At 75.4% G+C, this 15,986-nt stretch carries 16 protein-coding genes; 10 read left to right on the top strand and 6 right to left on the bottom strand.

Annotated elements, in window-relative coordinates; all coding sequences use genetic code 11:
• Positions 1-18: 18 nt before the first annotated feature.
• Genes QOZ88_RS01150 through QOZ88_RS01125 form a run of 6 tightly spaced genes read right to left on the bottom strand, consistent with a single transcriptional unit; the run spans position 19 to position 6,135 of the window.
• On the bottom strand, positions 19-1,377 hold the full coding sequence (locus QOZ88_RS01150) for an MmgE/PrpD family protein (protein ID WP_305998001.1): 1,359 nt from the start codon (positions 1,375-1,377) through the stop codon (positions 19-21).
• Positions 1,378-1,391: 14 nt separating this feature from the next.
• Positions 1,392-2,093 (bottom strand): ABC transporter ATP-binding protein, encoded by a 702-nt coding sequence (locus QOZ88_RS01145; protein ID WP_305998000.1) that lies wholly within the window; start codon positions 2,091-2,093, stop codon positions 1,392-1,394.
• Entirely contained in the window at positions 2,080-2,814 is a 735-nt protein-coding gene (locus QOZ88_RS01140; protein WP_305997999.1) for an ABC transporter ATP-binding protein, read from the bottom strand. Before QOZ88_RS01140 ends, QOZ88_RS01145 begins: the two co-directional genes overlap by 14 nt.
• Complete coding sequence (locus tag QOZ88_RS01135; RefSeq protein WP_305997998.1) at positions 2,811-3,848, bottom strand: branched-chain amino acid ABC transporter permease; 1,038 nt, start codon at positions 3,846-3,848, stop codon at positions 2,811-2,813. Before QOZ88_RS01135 ends, QOZ88_RS01140 begins: the two co-directional genes overlap by 4 nt.
• A complete protein-coding gene (locus tag QOZ88_RS01130; RefSeq protein ID WP_305997997.1) occupies positions 3,845-4,897 on the bottom strand; it encodes a branched-chain amino acid ABC transporter permease in 1,053 nt (350 codons plus the stop codon). Before QOZ88_RS01130 ends, QOZ88_RS01135 begins: the two co-directional genes overlap by 4 nt.
• Positions 4,894-6,135 carry an ABC transporter substrate-binding protein gene (locus QOZ88_RS01125; protein ID WP_305997996.1) on the bottom strand — a complete coding sequence of 414 codons (1,242 nt, stop codon included), beginning with the start codon at positions 6,133-6,135 and terminating at the stop codon, positions 4,894-4,896. Before QOZ88_RS01125 ends, QOZ88_RS01130 begins: the two co-directional genes overlap by 4 nt.
• Positions 6,136-6,372: 237 nt before the next feature.
• Between QOZ88_RS01125 and QOZ88_RS01120 the strand changes: the two genes are divergently transcribed.
• The 10 genes from QOZ88_RS01120 to QOZ88_RS01075 are packed head-to-tail and all read left to right on the top strand — an operon-like array spanning position 6,373 to position 15,984.
• Positions 6,373-7,170: an IclR family transcriptional regulator gene (locus QOZ88_RS01120; RefSeq protein WP_305997995.1), complete on the top strand. Its 798-nt coding sequence runs from the start codon at positions 6,373-6,375 to the stop codon at positions 7,168-7,170.
• A complete protein-coding gene (locus QOZ88_RS01115) occupies positions 7,167-8,351 on the top strand; it encodes a CaiB/BaiF CoA transferase family protein (RefSeq protein ID WP_305997994.1) in 1,185 nt (394 codons plus the stop codon). The genes QOZ88_RS01120 and QOZ88_RS01115 overlap by 4 nt, the downstream gene beginning before the upstream one ends.
• Positions 8,348-9,214: an HpcH/HpaI aldolase/citrate lyase family protein gene (locus QOZ88_RS01110; protein WP_305997993.1), complete on the top strand. Its 867-nt coding sequence runs from the start codon at positions 8,348-8,350 to the stop codon at positions 9,212-9,214. The genes QOZ88_RS01115 and QOZ88_RS01110 overlap by 4 nt, the downstream gene beginning before the upstream one ends.
• The gene (locus tag QOZ88_RS01105) at positions 9,211-10,050 is read left to right on the top strand and encodes a cyclase family protein (protein ID WP_305997992.1); all 840 of its coding nucleotides are present in this window, start codon (positions 9,211-9,213) and stop codon (positions 10,048-10,050) included. Before QOZ88_RS01110 ends, QOZ88_RS01105 begins: the two co-directional genes overlap by 4 nt.
• Positions 10,047-11,453, top strand: a complete 1,407-nt coding sequence (locus tag QOZ88_RS01100; RefSeq protein WP_305997991.1) for an MmgE/PrpD family protein — start codon at positions 10,047-10,049, stop codon at positions 11,451-11,453. The genes QOZ88_RS01105 and QOZ88_RS01100 overlap by 4 nt, the downstream gene beginning before the upstream one ends.
• Positions 11,450-12,817: an MmgE/PrpD family protein gene (locus tag QOZ88_RS01095; protein WP_305997990.1), complete on the top strand. Its 1,368-nt coding sequence runs from the start codon at positions 11,450-11,452 to the stop codon at positions 12,815-12,817. The genes QOZ88_RS01100 and QOZ88_RS01095 overlap by 4 nt, the downstream gene beginning before the upstream one ends.
• Positions 12,814-14,181 carry an MmgE/PrpD family protein gene (locus tag QOZ88_RS01090; protein ID WP_305997989.1) on the top strand — a complete coding sequence of 456 codons (1,368 nt, stop codon included), beginning with the start codon at positions 12,814-12,816 and terminating at the stop codon, positions 14,179-14,181. The genes QOZ88_RS01095 and QOZ88_RS01090 overlap by 4 nt, the downstream gene beginning before the upstream one ends.
• Entirely contained in the window at positions 14,178-15,065 is an 888-nt protein-coding gene (locus QOZ88_RS01085) for a DUF3891 family protein (protein WP_305997988.1), read from the top strand. The genes QOZ88_RS01090 and QOZ88_RS01085 overlap by 4 nt, the downstream gene beginning before the upstream one ends.
• Positions 15,062-15,634 (top strand): pyridoxamine 5'-phosphate oxidase family protein, encoded by a 573-nt coding sequence (locus QOZ88_RS01080; protein ID WP_305997987.1) that lies wholly within the window; start codon positions 15,062-15,064, stop codon positions 15,632-15,634. The genes QOZ88_RS01085 and QOZ88_RS01080 overlap by 4 nt, the downstream gene beginning before the upstream one ends.
• Positions 15,631-15,984 (top strand): hypothetical protein, encoded by a 354-nt coding sequence (locus QOZ88_RS01075; protein ID WP_305997986.1) that lies wholly within the window; start codon positions 15,631-15,633, stop codon positions 15,982-15,984. Before QOZ88_RS01080 ends, QOZ88_RS01075 begins: the two co-directional genes overlap by 4 nt.
• Positions 15,985-15,986 lie beyond the last annotated feature (2 nt).

Genomic DNA, 15,986 nt, shown 5'->3' with positions numbered 1-15,986 from the left:
ATCGGTCGGACGGGCCGGTCATCCGGACAGCCGTCCGAGCAGGGGGGCGACGTCGGGGGCGTCGGGCAGGCCGGCGGCGACGTCGCGGACGGTGGCCACCACCTCGTCGTCCCCGAGCAGGGCGGAGAGCAGCGCGAGCACGTCGTCCTCGGCGAACGGGTGGTACGCGGCGTCGCCGACGGGGTTGGGGACCTCCAGCACGAGCTCGCGCCCGGCCGCCCGGACGGTCACCCGCGCGGCGCGCTCGTCGGGCAGCCGCGCATCGAGGTCGTCGGCCCGCACGACCCGGACCCGGCCGGCCAGGCGGGTGACGCGGGCGTCCGAGCGCGCGTCCGCCGCGGACGCCTCCGGCCTCACGTGCCCGTGCACCAGCGCGGCGGCGACCACGAACGGCACGCTGAACAGCGCGCCGAGGCGGGAGTCCCAGGAGGTGCGGGCCAGGCCGGCGGCCATCGAGTGGGTCTCGACGACGACCTCGTCGACGTCGGTGGGGTCGGCGAGCTCCGGGCGCAGCCGCAGCACCGCGTCGGCCACCGGGTGGGTGAAGGAGCACGACGCGTGCCGCTTGAAGTAGCCGTGCCGCACGTCCCACCGCTGGCCGAGCGCCTCGGTCAGGACCGCGGCGTCGAAGGAGCCGAGCAGCTCCCCCAGCGAGCCGGCCGCCGTGCCGGTGTTGCGGGCCACCCCGGCGGCGGCCATGCGCGCGGCGGCGAGCCCCGAGACGTTGGACGCCGACATCCACGCGTCCCGCACCGGGTTGCCGTCCAGCGCCGAGTCGAAGTGCCCCGCCACGGGCATGCCCGCCCCGGTGTCGACGGCGGCGGCCACCCCGTCGGCGTCGAGGCCGAGCAGCCGGGCGCAGCCCGCGGCCGCACCGGCCACCCCCCAGCTGCCGTGCGGGTGCATGCCGGGGCGCAGCCGGGTGGCGCGGCCGAAGCGGGCGGCGACCTCGTAGGCGGCCACCAGCGCCGCGGCGGTGTCGGCGCCGGGAGCCCGCAGGTCGGCCGCGAGCGCCAGGACGGCCGGCAGGCCGTGGGCGCCGGGGTGGCCCTTGGCGTACTTGTGACCCTCGTCGAGCTCCAGCCGCACCAGCGCGCTCGCGTTGAGCCAGGCGGCGGCCTCGACCGTCGTCGAGAGCCCGCCGCCCACCAGCGGCGCCGGCCCGGCCCCCGGGCGCCAGGCCGCGACGAGGGCCCGCTGCTCGGGCTGGCGCGCCCCCAGGACCATGACGCCGAAGGAGTCCAGCAGCACCAGCCGCAGCCGCTCGCGTGCGTCGGCCGGGACGTCGGCCCACCGCAGCCCGGCGACCCACCGGCCCAGGGACTGCGTCGCTTCGCGCGCCTCGTCGGCGGGCGAGCGGACCGCGGCGGCCGTCACCGGTCCTCCTGCCGTCACAGACCCAGGTACGCGCTGCGCACCCGGTCGTCCTCGGCGAGTTCCGGCCCGGAGCCGGAGAGCACGCAGCTGCCGCTCTCCAGGACGTAGGCCCGGTCGGCCATCCGCAGCGCCTGCGCGGCGTTCTGCTCGACCAGCAGGACGGCGACGCCGCGGTCGCGGATGGTCCGCACCGCCTCGAGCACCGACCAGGTCAGCTTGGGCGCGAGCCCGGTCGAGGGCTCGTCGAGCATGAGCAGCTTGGGCCGGGCCATGAGCGCCCGGCCGATCGCCAGCATCTGCTGCTGTCCGCCGCTGAGCGTCTCCGCCGCCTGCCGCCGCCGCTCCTCGAGGATGGGGAACAGCTCGAACACCTCGGTGAGGGACGCCTGGATGTCGGGCGCCTTCTGGGTCCAGCCGCCCATGCGGAGGTTCTCCTCCACGGTCAGCGGCCCGAACAGCGCGCGCTCCTCGGGCACCTGCACCAGCCCCCGGCGGACCAGCTCGGCGGTGCGGACGCCGTCGGCCCGCTCGCCGTCGAAGCTGACCGATCCCGAGCTCGTCGGCACGAGGCCGGAGACGGCCCGCAGCGTCGTCGTCTTGCCCGCGCCGTTGGCCCCGACCAGCGCCACGATCTCGCCGGCCTCCACCCGCAGGTCGAGCTCGTGCAGGATCTGCAGCCCGTGGTAGCCGGCGCAGAGACCATCAAGAACCAGCACCGGCCGGCTCCTCTCCGAGGTAGGCCTCGATCACCCGCGGGTCCTGGGTGACCTCCGCGGGCGAGCCGGAGGTGAGCACCCGCCCCTGCTCGAGGACGAGCACCGAGTCCGACAGCCGCATGACCGCGGCCATGATGTGCTCGACGAAGACGAGGGTGACGCCGTCGTCGGAGCGCAGCGTCTCCAGCAGCTCCATCACCGGCAGGCGCTCGGCCGGGAGCAGCCCGGCGAGCACCTCGTCCAGCAGCAGCACCCGGGGCCGGGAGGCCAGCGCGCGGGCCAGCTCCAGCCGCTTGAGCCCGGCGGTGGGCAGCCCGTCGCTGCGGGCATCGCGCCACCGCGACAGCCCGACCCGCTCGACGACGTCGGCCGCCGTGCCGGTGGCCGTGCGCCGCGAGGTGCCGTGGGCCATCGCCGCCACCGCGACGTTCTCCAGCACGCTCATGCTGCCGAAGGGCTTCATGAGCTGGAAGGTTCGCGCCATGCCGGCCCGCGACACCTTGTGTGGCGCCGCCCCGGTGACGTCGGCGCCCCCGAGCCGGACGGTGCCGGTGTCGGGCGCGATCGCCCCGGCGATGCAGTTGAACAGCGTGGTCTTCCCGGCGCCGTTGGGCCCGATGATGCCGAGGATGGTGCCCTCCTCGACGGTGAACGAGACGTCGTCGACGGCCCGCAGGCCGCGGAAGGTCTTGGTGACGTTGTCGACCTGCAGCAGGCTCATCGCCGTTCCCACCTCTCGCGGATCGCCCCGTACACGCCTTGCGGCAGCACCAGGACGATGAGGATGAGCAGCACCGCGTAGACCATGACGTCCAGCCCGGCGCGGCCCTGCAGGAACTCCAGGCCGGCGGGCGGGTCGCGCAACAGCGTGGCCGTCAGGTCGTTCAGCGGGCCGAGGATGGCCGCGCCGATGACCGGCCCCCAGATCGTCGCGACCCCGCCGATGACCGCGGGCAGGATCGCCTGGATCGAGACGCTCGACCCGAAGGCGACGTCGGGGTCGACGAAGAAGTAGTACTGCACGTAGAACGTGCCGGCGACGGACGTGATCGCGGCCGAGAGCATGATCGTGATCAGCTTGGTGCGCATCACCGGGATGCCGAGGGCCGCCGCGGCGTCCTCGTCGTCCCGCACCGCCAGGGTGAACCGGCCGATCCGCGAGCGCAGGAACACGATGGTGGTCACCAGGGCCGCGACGGTGAGCGCCAGGGCGATCCAGAAGTAGTTCGCCGAGCCGGGCTCGAACTGGATGAACCACCAGGACGACTCGGGCCGCAGTGGGACGTTGTAGCCGACCGCGCGGTTCACCAGGTCGCTGTTGATCGCGAGCAGCCGCAGCATCTCCGCGAAGGCGAACGTGGAGAGCGCGAAGTAGGCGCCCTTCAACTTGTACCGCAGCGCCAGGAAGCCGATGAGGGCGGCGAACAGCGCGGCCGCCACCATCCCGGCCAGCATCCCGATCCACGGGGAGACCCCGAGCTCGACCAGCAGCCACACGCTCACGTAGGCGCCGATGCCGAAGTACGCGGCGTGGCCGAAGCTGAACATCCCGCCGAAGCCGCTCATGACGTTCCAGCCGAGCGCCAGGATGGCGAAGATCAGCACCCGCACGGCGACGGCCTGCTGCGCCGGCGGCAGGACCAGCGGGAGGAACGCCAGCACCAGCGCGAGGACGGCCACCGCCGCCAGGTGCTTCCCCCACGGGGGCGCGGGCAGCGCCCGGGGCTCCGCGGAGCTCTGCACTGCGGTGCTCATGCCTTCCTCCCGAACAGGCCCTGGGGACGCAGGAACAGCACCAGGACGAAGACGATGAACACCGACAGCAGCGGGCTCTGGCCCGGCAGGTACAGCGCGCCGAGCTGCTCGGTCAGGCCGATCAGCAGGCCGCCGACGAGCGCGCCGACGACGTTGCCCATGCCGCCGAGCACCACGACGACGAACGCCACGATGTTGAACAGCTCGCCGGTGGTCGGCTCGATGGTCACCAGCGGGGCGACCAGGACACCGGCCGCACCGGCGACGGCGGTCCCGATGGCGAAGGTGGCCATGTAGATGCGCCGGGTGTCGATGCCGACCATCTGGGCGCCGGTGTCGTTCGCCGCCACGGCGCGGATCGCCGTCCCGAGCCGGGTGCGCTGCAGGAGCAGGTAGAGGAGCCCCGCCAGGACCAGCGCGACGGCGAAGGCCAGCAGCCGGCCCACGGTGACGACGGCACCGAAGACGTCGATCCCGGTGTCGCCGGGGAGCCCGACCGACTGGGGGTTGGGGCCGAAGAAGAGCAGCAGCCCGTTGTCGATCAGCAGCGCGAGGCCGAGGGTGATGAGCAGCTGGTTCTCCAGCGGCTTGCCGATGGCGCCGGCGAGGACGAACCGCTGGACGGCGGCGCCCAGCAGGAACATCAGCGGGACGCTCACCAGCAGGGCGAGGTAGGGGTGGACCCCGAACCGGCCGACCATCACCACGGTGATGTAGAGGGCCACCGCCAGGAAGGCGCCGTGCGCGAAGTTGACGATGTCCAGCACGCCGAAGATGAGGGTCAGGCCCATGGCGACCAGGCCGTAGACCCCGCCGATCATCAGCCCGGTGAGCACCGCCTGGGTGACCACCACCTCGTTGCCGGTCCGCCAGTACGCCAGCCCCAGGGCGACGGCAGCGACGGCGAGCACGATCCCCACCCGGACCAGCACGGCCCGCGCCCGTCCGCCGGACGGGGTGGTGACCATCGTGGTCTCGGGCGGGTCCTCGGTGGCCACGGCACCCCCGCCGGGGGCGGGGGAGCCGTGCGCCTTCGTCGGATCGGTCACGGAGCCGGGTAGACGGGCTCGGTCTCGGCGTACTCGGACGGGAACACCTGCTGGACCGTGCCGTCGAGGACCTGCATCAGGATCGGCGCGGCGTTCGTGTTCTCGCCGGACTCGTCGAAGGCGATCGGCCCGTCCTGGGCGATGAGCGAGTCGAGCTCGGTCTCGGCGATGGCGTCGCGCAGCTCCGTCGGGTCCGTGGAGCACGCCCGGCCCAGCGCGTCGGCGATCACCCGGACCGCGTCGTAGGAGAGCACGGCGGCGGTGCGGATGTCGTCCCCGTGGGTCTCGCGGTAGAGCTCGGCGAGCTCCTGGGTCTCCGGGTTGGTCATGTCCAGGCGGTAGTTGGCGTCGAAGAAGCCCTCGCCGGCCTCGCCCACCTCGCCGGGGAACTGCGGGGTGTCGAAGGCGCCGTTGGCCACGCCCCAGACCGCGTCCAGGCCGGGCTGCACGGTGTCCACCGCGTTGGCCACGAGCACGCCGTCCCGGTAGTAGCCGGCGACCATCATCACGTCGGCCCCGGACTCCCGGACGGCGGTGACCTGGGTGGTGAAGTCCGAGACGCTGGCCGGGTCGTAGCTGATGACCGGGCCGATCGTCATGCCCTGGGCCTCCGCCTCGGCGGTGAAGCCCTCGGCGATCGCGGTGCCGAAGGGCCCCTGCTCGTGCAGGATCGCCACCTGCTGGGCCGGGGCGCCGGCCTGCTCGGAGACCTCGGCGAGGTACTCGGCACCCCGCTGGGCGAGCACCGCGGCGCTCGGCTGCAGGCGGAACGTGTACTCGTAGCCCTGCTGGAGGATCTCGTCGGCGCTGGAGACGTCGATGACGAAGGGCACCTGGTTGCGCTCGGCCACCGCTGCCACGTTCTGGCTGACCGCGCTGTTGTAGGTGCCGACCAGGGCGACGGCGCCCTCCTGGATCAGCCGCTGGGCCTCGCTCTGCCCCACCTCGGGCGCCCCCTGGGTGTCACCGCTGGCCAGCTCCAGCTGGGCGCCGTCCAGGCACTCGATCCCGCCCGCCTCGTTGACCGCGTCCACGGCGAGCTGCGCGCCGTTGTCCATCTGCTGGCCGTCGGCGGCGAAGGCGCCGCTGAGCGGGTGCAGGGAGCCGATGGTGATGGCGTCGCCGGAGGCGCCACCGCCCCCGCCGGTGCCCTCGGTGCCGGGCGGCGCGGAGCCGCCGCAGGCGGCGAGCGTCAACGGCATCGCGACTGCGACCGCTGCGATCCAGGGCTTGCGCATCTCGTCTCCCGACCTCGACGGCGTTCCTCTGCACGGAACGCCTTGGTAGCTCGCCACTCTGACAGCAGCCGTCGGATGTGCGCAACATCTCGACACCATTCCGTTGTTGCCGTTATGTTGCGGCGCAACAGCACTCGGTTGCGGCGCATAACCGGACCGTCCTACCGTTCCGCCAAGAGGAACAGGGGCGTCTCGGACGTCGCACGCAGACATGACAGCACCGGAGAGGGCAGGGACATGGCCGACAACGGGGGTACCGAGGGCGCTGGGCGGGTCGCCGACGTCCTGCTGGCGTTCCTGGACGGGCCGCGGTCCCTCGGCGTCTCCGCTCTCGCCCGCGAGCTGGACCTCTCCAAGGCCGTCGTCCACCGGATCCTGCAGACCCTCGTGCAGCGCGGGTTCCTGACCGCGGACGCGGGCACCCGGGAGTACCGGCTGGGCCCGGCGGCCGCGGCGCTCGGCGCCCGCGCCCTCCGCGGCCTGGACCTGCGTGGCGCGGCCCTCCCGGTCCTCCGGTCCCTGCAGGAGGTGACCGGGGAGACGACCACCGTGTCGGCGCGCGTACCCGGTGGCCGCGTCTACCTGGACCAGGTGGAGAGCCGGCAGGAGATCAAGATGACCGTCGAGATCGGCCGCCGGTTCCCCTTGCACGCCGGCAGCTCCAGCACGTGCATCCTCGCCTTCCTGCCCGAGGACGAGATCGACGCCGTGCTCGACAGCTCGCTGGACCTGCTCACCGACCGCACCATCACCGACCCCCGCGACCTCCGCGGCCGGATCGAGGACATCCGGCGCAGGGGCTACGCCTGCTCCGACGGGGAGCGGCAGCAGGGCGCCGGCTCGGTCGCCGCGCCGATCTTCGGCCTCGACGGATCGGTCGTGGGCGCCATCTCCGTGTGCGGCCCGGCCGCCCGCGTGGACTCCGCCGCCCGGGACCGGTTCGTCCCCTTCCTCATCTCCGCCGCCGACCGCATCTCCCGCGACATGGGGTGGCGCGGCGGCCTCCCCGCCACGAAAGGACGGGTCTCCGCATGACCTTCGCACTCGCCGGGCTCCGGGTCCTCGACGTCTCGACCCTCTTCGCCGGTCCGCTGGCGGCCACCATGCTCGGCGACTTCGGCGCCGAGGTGATCAAGATCGAGCACCCCAAGGGTGACCCGGTCCGCTACCACGGCGCGAGCAAGGACGGCGTCGGCCTCTGGGGCAAGGTCGTGGGCCGCAACAAGCGCGGGATCACCCTCTACCTCGGCTCCCCGGAGGGGCAGGAGGTCTTCCGGAAGCTCGTCGCCACGGCCGACGTCGTCATCGAGAACTTCCGCCCGGGCACCCTGGAGCGCTGGGGCCTGGGCTACGACGAGCTCTCCCGCATCAACCCGGGCCTGGTGCTGGTCCGGGTCACCGGCTTCGGCCAGTTCGGCCCGTACTCGGGCCGGCCGGGCTTCGGCACGCTGGCCGAGGCGATGAGCGGATTCGCCGCCATCACCGGGGAGCCCGACGGCCCGCCGACGCTGCCCCCGTTCGGGCTCGCCGACGGCATCTCGGCGCTGGCCGCCGCCTTCGCGACCATGACGGCGCTGCGTGCCCGCGACACCACCGGCCGCGGCCAAGTCGTCGACCTCGCGATCATCGAGCCGATCCTCACCCTGCTCGGCCCCCAGCCGACGGTCTACGACGCGGTGGGCGAGGTGCAGCCCCGCACGGGCAACCGCTCGGCCAACAACGCGCCGCGCAACACCTACCGCACCCGCGACGGGCGCTGGGTGGCCATCTCCACCAGCGCGCAGAGCATCGCCGAGCGGGTGATGCACCTCGTCGGCCGCCCCGAGTTCATCGACGAGCCCTGGTTCGCCTCCGGCGCGGAGCGGGCGAAGCACGCCGACGAGCTCGACGAGGCCGTCGGCTCGTGGATCGCCGCCCGCGACCGCGACGAGGTGGTCCGCGCCTTCGAGGAGGCGCACGCGGCGGTCGCACCCATCTACGACGTCCGCGACGTGCTCGCCGACCCGCAGTTCCAGGCGCTGGGCAGCCTCGTCCGGGTGCCCGACCCGGAGCTCGGGTCGGTGCTCATGCAGAACGTCATCTTCCGGCTCTCCGATACCCCCGGCGCCGTGGTCAGCGCGGGGCCGAGCATCGGCCAGCACACCGAGGAGGTGCTCGGCGAGCTCGGCATCGACGCGGACGAGGTGGCGGTGCTGCGGAGCAAGGGGGCGCTGTGAACGCGGTCCCCCGGTCCTGGCTCTACGTGCCCGGGCACCGCGACGACCGGGTGGCCAAGGCGCTGACCGCCGGCGCCGACGCCGTCGTCGTCGACCTCGAGGACGCCGTCCCCGCCGCGCAGAAGGACCGGGCCCGGGAGCTCACCACCGCCCTGCTCGACGAGCACCGGCCCGGCGGACCGCAGCTCTGGGTGCGGATCAACCCGCCCGGCACCGAGGCCGGTGAGCGGGACCTCGCCGCGCTGGCAGGCCGGCGGGCCGACGGCGTCCGCGTGCCGAGGGCCGAGGACCCCGACGCCGTGCGGGCGGTCGGTGACCGGCTGGGCCTGCCCATGCAGCTGCTGCTCGAGAGCGCCCGCGGGCTCTGGCGGGCGCACGAGCTGGCCGCGGCGCACGGGCTCGTGGCCGGCATCGGCCTCGGCGAAGCCGACCTCGCCGCCGACCTGCTCGTCGACCGCGACGAGGGGCTGCACTGGGCCCGCGGCGCGGTCGTCGTCGCGGCGCGGGCCGCCGGCCTCCCCTCGCCGGTGCAGAGCGTCTGGACCGACGTCGGCGACCTCGACGGCCTGCGGGCCAGCAGCCGCACCGGCCGCGTCACCGGGTTCTTCGGCCGCTCGGTGGTCCACCCGAGGCAGCTCGGGCCGGTGCACGAGGTCTACACCCCCTCGCCGGAGGAGCGGGCGGCCGCCGAGCGCGTCGTCGCCACCGCCGCGGCGGCGGCGCAGCGCGGCGAGTCCGCCGTCCTCGACGCCGACGGCCGGTTCGTCGACCCCGCCGTCGTGGCCCGCGCCCGGACCGTCCTCGACCGCGCCGCCCCCTCCGACCAGCCCGCCCCCGCCCCCTCGTCAGGAGAGACCAGATGACCACCCCGGCCACCACCGCACCGGCCACGGACGCGCTGCTCGGCGCCGTCCGCGGCGGGGTCCGCCTCGTCGAGCTCGGCCAGCCCTTCTTCACCGGCATGCCGTGCTCCCCGAACCACCCCGGCTTCCGGATGACCCTCATCCGCCGGCACGGCGACATGGTGCGGCCCGACGGCGGCTCGGCCTCCAACGAGATCATCGTGACCGGCGGGCACGTGGGCACCCACGTCGACGCGCTCTCCCACGTCAGCCACGACGGGCTGCTGCATGGGGGCGTCGACGCCGCGCAGGCGCAGACCGGCGGCCGCTTCGCCGAGCACGGCGCCGAGCACACCCCGGCGATGCTCACCCGCGGCGTGCTGCTCGACGTCGCGGCGGTCCACGGGGTGGACGTCCTCCCCGCCGGCTACGGGGTCACCGCCGACGACCTGGAGCAGGCCGCCGCGCGCGCCGGGGCCCGCCCCGGGAAGGGCGACGTCGCGCTGATCCGCACCGGCTGGGCCCGGAACTTCGGCGAACCCGCCGTCTACCTCGGGCAGTCCGACGGCGTGCCGGGCGCCACGACCGGCGCCGGGGAGTGGCTGGCGGCGGCCGGGGTGCAGGCGACGGGCGCGGACACCACCGCGTTCGAGCAGATCAAGCCGGGCGCCGGGCACAGCATCCTGCCGGTGCACCGCATCCTGCTCGTGGAATCCGGGATCTACATCATCGAGCACCTCGACCTCGAGGCCGCCGCGGAGCAGGGCCTCACCGAGTTCGTCTTCGTCATGGCGCCGCTGCGCATCGTCGGCGGCACGGGCTCCCCGGTCCGCCCGGTGGCGGCGGTGCAGGCGTGACCGCACCGACGATCGTCCAGCGGCTGGCGCGGCTGGCGGCCGACACCCGCGAGCACGGGCTGCCCGAGGGCATGCGCGACGACGTCGCCCGTCGGGTGCTCGACCTGCTGGGCAACAGCCTGGCCGCCACCGGCGAGGTGTCGGCGTCGGCGGTCACCGCCGTCGTCCGCGGCTGGGGCGGACCCGAGGACGCGACCGCCATCGGCACGGGGCTGCGCGTCCCGGCCGCGGCCGCCGCCCTGGTCAACGGCACGCTGGCGCACTCGCTGGACTTCGACGACACGCACCTGCCCTCGGTGCTACACCCCTCCTCCTCGGTGGTCGCCGCCGCGCTCGCGGTCGCGGAGGCCACCGGTGCCACCGGCCCGGCGCTGCTCGACGCCGCCGGGGTCGGCATCGAGGTGGCCGTGCGGCTGGGCATGGGCGGCTACGACGCCGAGCTCGGCAACTCCGAGTTCTTCGAGCGCGGGCAGCACGCCACCTCCATCTGCGGGGCCATCGGCGCCGCGGTCGCCGCCGCGACCGTCGGCGGCCTGGACGCCGACGGCATCGCGCACGCCGCCGGCATCGCCGCCTCCATGGGCTCGGGGCTGATCGAGGCCAACCGCACCGGGGGCACCGTCAAGCGCGTGCACTGCGGCTGGGCCGCGCACGCCGGCGTGGTCGCCGCCGACCTGGCGCGCCACGGCCTCACCGGGCCGCCCACCGTCATCGAGGGCCGGTTCGGCTTCCTCCACGCGTTCTGCGGGGAGCGGGCCGACGTCGACGCCGTCGTCGACCGACTGGGCGAGCACTGGGAGCTGCCGGGCATCTTCTTCAAGCCCTACCCGTGCAACCACTTCACCCACGCCGGCGTGGACGCCGCGCTGGAGCTGCGTTCGCGGGGGGTGCGCCCCGAGGACGTCACGGCCATCGAGCTGGGCGCGCCGACGGCCGTCCTGCGCACGATCGGCGAGCCCGCGGAGGAGAAGGCCCGGCCGCGCTCGGGCTACCACGCCGCGTTCAGCGGCCCCTACACCGTTGCCGCGGCGCTGACCGGCGGCGGCGGGCTGGGCCTGTTCCACGAGGACTTCACCGACGAGGCCGCGGCCGACCCCGACCGGCTACGGCTGGCGGCGCTGGTGCGGTGCGTGCCCGACGCCCGCTGCGACGAGATCTTCCCTCACCAGTTCCCGGCGGTGCTGCGCGTGGAGACCCGGGACGGCACGCGGCACGAAGTCCGGGTGGACGCCAACCGCGGCGGGCCGGCCAACCCGCTGTCGTCGGCGGAGGTCGCGGAGAAGTTCCGGCTCAACGCCATCCGGTTGCTCGACGACGGCACCGCCCGGGAGGTCGCCGACGCCGCGCTCGACCTGCCGCACGCAGCCGACGTCCGGACCCTCATGTCGGGGGTCCGGGGATGACCCCGGCCGGGCCGGGGCCGTCCGCGAGCCGCGTCGAGCGCCTCGTGGAGTGGGCGCTCGGCCCGGAGGTGCTGCGGCCGGAGGACACCGGGCACCTGGTGACCGTCGTGACCGACACGCTCGCGGCGGTCATCGGTGCCTCGGTCGAGCCGGAGGTCCGGCAGGCGGCCCTGGTCGCCCCGCGCCTCGGCGGTCGCGGTCCGGCCACCGTGCTCGCCTCCGGCGCGGGCACCAGCCCGGCCGCGGCCGCCCTGGTGAACGGGCTGGGCGCCGTCCGCCTGGAGCTCGACGAGGGGCACGCGCACGCGGCCAACCATCCGAGCGCGCACACGCTGCCCGCGGTGCTCGCCGTGGCCGAGGAGGTCGACGCGTCGGGCCCGGAGCTGCTGGCCGCGGCGGCCGCCGCCTACGAGGTCGCCGTCCGCTTCGCCCGCGGCCTGCGCCTGCGGCCGGCCGTGCACCCGTTCGGGACCGCGATGGCCTGCGGTGCGGCCGTCGGCGTGGCCCGGCTGCGCGGCTGCGACCTGGCGACCGCCGTCCAGGCCGTGCTGATCGCCACCGCGCTGGCGCCGGCGTCCACCCAGCACGCGGCCAACAGCGGGGCGACGGTGCGGAACGCGCTCACCGGGGTGACCGCGTCGAACGGGGTGCTCGCCGTCGAGCTGGCCGCGACCGGGACCACCGGGGACCCCCGCGCGCCGGAGATCGTGTTCGGCGAGGTCCTCGGCTCGTCCTTCGACACCGGACACCTGGACGACGAGCTGGGCAGGCTCCGCTACCTGACCACCGGATACCTCAAGCTGCACGCCTGCAGCCGGTGGAACCACGCGCCGATCGAGGCCACCGGGCAGCTGGTGGCCGAGCACGGCATCCGCGCCGACGAGGTGGTCGAGGTGCAGGTGGCGACCTACGACCCCGCGACCCGCCTGGACGGGCGCGACGCCCCCACCGGCTTCGCGGGCAAGCACTCCATCCCCTACTCCGTCGCCGCGCGCCTCGTGCGACGGGACAACGGGACGGACGCCTACACCGACGAGGCCGCCACCGACCCGGCGCTGCGCGCCCTGATGGCCCGCGTCACCGTCGTCGAGGACCCGGCCATGACCGCCGCGGCGCCCGCGGTGCGCGGAGCCCGCGTCACGCTGCGGCTGCGGGACGGCCGGACCCTGACCGCCACCGAGGACGACCCGCCGGGCGGCCCCGCACGCCCCTACCCGGCCGCCGGGATCGCGGCCAAGCACCGGACCTTGCTGACGCGGGCGCTGCGCGACGACTCCGCCGACGCCGTCCTGGCCTGGTGCACCGGGTTGCCGGACGCCGCCTCGGTGCGCGGCCTCGCCGCCGCCGTCGGGGGACGGCGGTGACCGGGGCCGCTGCGCTGGGGGCCGCCGTGGCGACGACGACGTGGGCGGACGCCCCTGCGGCCGTCCGCGACCGCGTGGTGGACCTCGTCGCCGACTGCGTCGCCGTCACCGCCCTCGGGTCCCGCCGCGCGGAGCTGGCGGCTCTCGTCGACGCCTCCGCACCGGGGGCGCCGGAGGGGTTCGCGACGGTGGTCGGCTCGGCCCGCGGGTGGCCGTCCTCGACGGCGGCCTTCCTCAACGGCTGCGCCGTCGCCGCCGACCAGCTCCAGGACGGGCACCGGCTCGCCCGCGGCCACCCCGCCTCGCACGTCGTCCCCGCCGTCCTGGCGCTGGCCGAGGAGCGGGGCTCCTCCGGCGCCGAGGTGCTGGCCGCGGTGCTGGCCGGCTACGAGGCCGGCGTGCGGGTGGGCCGGGCGATGGGCGGCACGCCCGACGGCGTCCACGACATCGGGACCTGGGGCCAGGTCGCCGTCGCCGCCGCCGTCGCCCGGCTGCTCGCCCCGGGGGACGCCGCGGCCGCCGTCCGCGCCCTGGAGCTCGCGGCCGCCGCGGTGCTGCTCGCCGACGCCCGCACCGTCTTCGCCGGCACCACCGGCTCGCACGCCTTCCTCGGGGCGTCGGTGCAGCTGGGGATGTCGCTGGGCGGCGCCGCCGTGGCCGGTCTCGCCCCCGCCGAGGGCACACTGGACCGCCACCTGGGGTCGGTGGCGGCCCGCGCCTGGGACCCCGCGCCGCTGCTGGCGGGCACCGGCGACCCGTGGCCGGAGCACGAGGTCCTCGCCGGCTACGTCAAGGCCCACCCCACCTGCGCCCACCTCCACGGGGTCAACGACGCCGTGGCCGACCTGGTCGCCCGGGGCCTCCGCGGTCCGCAGGTGCGCGCGGTGGAGGTCCGCGCCTCCGCCGGGGCCGCCGCCTTCGCCGACGTCGCCGAGGACGAGCTCGCCGCCCGGTTCAGCGTGCCGACGTCCGTGGCCGTCGCCCTGGTGACCGGCCGGCTCGACGAGACGACCCTCGACGCCGCCACCGTGACCGCCCCGGAGGTGCGCGAGCTCGCCGGACGGGTCCGCGTCGTGCACGACCCGGCGCTGGACGCCGGCTACCCCGCGGGACGGCCGGCCCGGGTCCGCGTCGAGCTGACCGACGGCACCGAGCAGCACGCGGAGGCCGGCCGGCCGCGCGGCGACGCCGACCGCGCCTTCCCCCGCACCGAGCTGGCCGCCAAGGCCGGCCGGCTGCTGGGCGCCCGCTTCGGCGCCGGCGGCCCGGAGCTGCTCGCCGCCGTGCACGCCCTCGCCGACGGTGGGACCCCGCGCGGGCTGGGCGCGGCCCTGCGGCGGGCGGCGGATGGGGGTGCCCGGTGATCGTCACCCGCCGCGGGGGCGCGCTGCAGCTCGTCGAGCAGGTCGAGCACGGCCGGATCGCGGGCGAGCTCGCCGGCGCCTGGGGCAACGCGGCGTTCGAGGTGCCCACCCCGCTGCACTCCGTCCGCACCGCCGCGGCCCGCCACGACGAGGGCTGGCGCGCCTGGGACGCGCGCGTGCTGTTCGACGAGGCCGAGCGCCGCCCGCTGCACTTCACCGACATCGACGCGGGCGAGCACGTGCGGCTGTACCGCCAGGGCGTGGAGCAGGTCTCGCTGGCCGACCTCTACTCCGGCGTGCTGGTCGGCATGCACTGGACCGGGCTCTACCGGGGGCGCTGGGCCGCGCCGGGTGCGGCCGCCCGCGTCGGCCGCTCGGCGGAGGACCGGCGGCTGCAGGACGAGGTCGTGGCGGCCGAGGAGCTGCGCTGGATCGACGCCAAGCGGCGCGCCTGGACCTCGGACGAACCGCGGAGCGTCTTCGAGACCCAGCTGTGGCACAACTACGAGCTGCTCCAGTTCTGGGACCTGCTCTCGCTGTACCTCGCGGTGACCCCGCCGGACGAGCCGGGCACCGTGGGGGCCGCGCCCCAGCCGTGGGGCCCCCAGCTCCGGCGGCTCGAGCACGGCACCGGGCCCGTCGTCCTGCCCCCGGTGCCCCTGCGCCCCGGCGGCGAGCGGGTCGCCGTCACCGTGTCCGCCCGTGCCCCGGGGACGGCGGCGCTGGACCCCTTCCCCTTCCGGGCGCCGCAGGAGGTCGCGGTCGAGCGCGTGGTGGTGCCCGACCGCGAGTGGAGCCACGCGGAGCTGGCGGACCGGGTGCGGCGGGCCCGCCGGTCGACCGTTTCCTGGCGGCTGGTCCCCGCGGACGGGGTGCAGCGGTGACCGGGGACGAGCAGCAGGCGGCCGTCCGGCGCGCCGCGCTCGCCTTCGTGCTGGAGGAGGCGGGCTTCGCCCAGCTGACGACGATCGACCGCCTCGGCTTCCCGGTCGGCCGCTCCATGACGGCGTTCCTCAACCCCGACTGGTCGGTCGACCTCGTGCAGCGGCGCACCCACGCCCGGCTGGCCCAGCTGCGCCGCGACCCCCGGCTGCTGGTCACCTGGGTCGGCGACCCGGCGCCCGGCGCCACCAACGAGCGCCCGCACGTCTTCGACATCGGGCGGCTGCCGCCGCGCGCGGTCTACGTGCGGGGCACCGCGGCCTTCCTCGACGACGCGGCGACGATCTCGCTCTACCGGCACCACGTCGGACGCCAGCGGGCGCAGGGCTTCACGAAGGCCCCGCTGCGCAGCCCCGAGCAGGTCGTCGAGGACCTCGTGGGCGTGCACGTGACCCCGTACCGGATCCGCCTCGAAGGATTCGGCGCGGGTGCCCAGGCCTTCGACTGGACCCACCCCGACGCCCCGTCCAGCCCGGCGGACGCCGTCCGCCCGATCCAGGGAGAGACATGAGCATCACGACCATCCTCGGCTACGAGATCCAGCCCGGCGTCAGCGCCGAGGAGTACGAGGCCTGGCTGTTCGACGTGCACGCGCCCGACCTGCTGGCCAACCCGCACCTGGACCGCATCGTGTTCAACAAGGTGCTCCGGCCGGTGCGGCAGGCCTCGGGCGGGACCGCGGACGTGCCGGAGGGGCTGACGTTCTACCGCATCGCCGAGATGCACTTCGCCGACGAGCAGGCCTACGCCGACTACCTGGCGTGGTTCGCGGAGCACCCCATCCCGGCCGAGCGCGGCCCGGCGGGGCGGACGGAGTTCAAGTTCTACCTGGTCACGGAGAGCACGGAGGTCACCCGCTGACC

Source organism: Blastococcus carthaginiensis (assembly GCF_030731085.1).
GTDB classification, from domain to species: domain Bacteria; phylum Actinomycetota; class Actinomycetes; order Mycobacteriales; family Geodermatophilaceae; genus Blastococcus; species Blastococcus carthaginiensis.
The sequence above is the reverse complement of the archived record's forward strand: the minus strand, read 5'-3'. Positions and strand labels throughout refer to the sequence as shown.

What these genes read in the sequence shown, in the direction of transcription:
- QOZ88_RS01140 (WP_305997999.1), bottom strand. Translation starts at nt 2,814, where the DNA reads ATGAGCCTGCTGCAGGTCGACAACGTCACCAAGACCTTCCGCGGCCTG.
- QOZ88_RS01135 (WP_305997998.1), bottom strand. Translation starts at nt 3,848, where the DNA reads ATGAGCACCGCAGTGCAGAGCTCCGCGGAGCCCCGGGCGCTGCCCGCG.
- QOZ88_RS01125 (WP_305997996.1), bottom strand. Translation starts at nt 6,135, where the DNA reads ATGCGCAAGCCCTGGATCGCAGCGGTCGCAGTCGCGATGCCGTTGACG.
- QOZ88_RS01120 (WP_305997995.1), top strand. Translation starts at nt 6,373, where the DNA reads ATGGCCGACAACGGGGGTACCGAGGGCGCTGGGCGGGTCGCCGACGTC.
- QOZ88_RS01115 (WP_305997994.1), top strand. Translation starts at nt 7,167, where the DNA reads ATGACCTTCGCACTCGCCGGGCTCCGGGTCCTCGACGTCTCGACCCTC.
- QOZ88_RS01105 (WP_305997992.1), top strand. Translation starts at nt 9,211, where the DNA reads ATGACCACCCCGGCCACCACCGCACCGGCCACGGACGCGCTGCTCGGC.
- QOZ88_RS01095 (WP_305997990.1), top strand. Translation starts at nt 11,450, where the DNA reads ATGACCCCGGCCGGGCCGGGGCCGTCCGCGAGCCGCGTCGAGCGCCTC.
- QOZ88_RS01075 (WP_305997986.1), top strand. Translation starts at nt 15,631, where the DNA reads ATGAGCATCACGACCATCCTCGGCTACGAGATCCAGCCCGGCGTCAGC.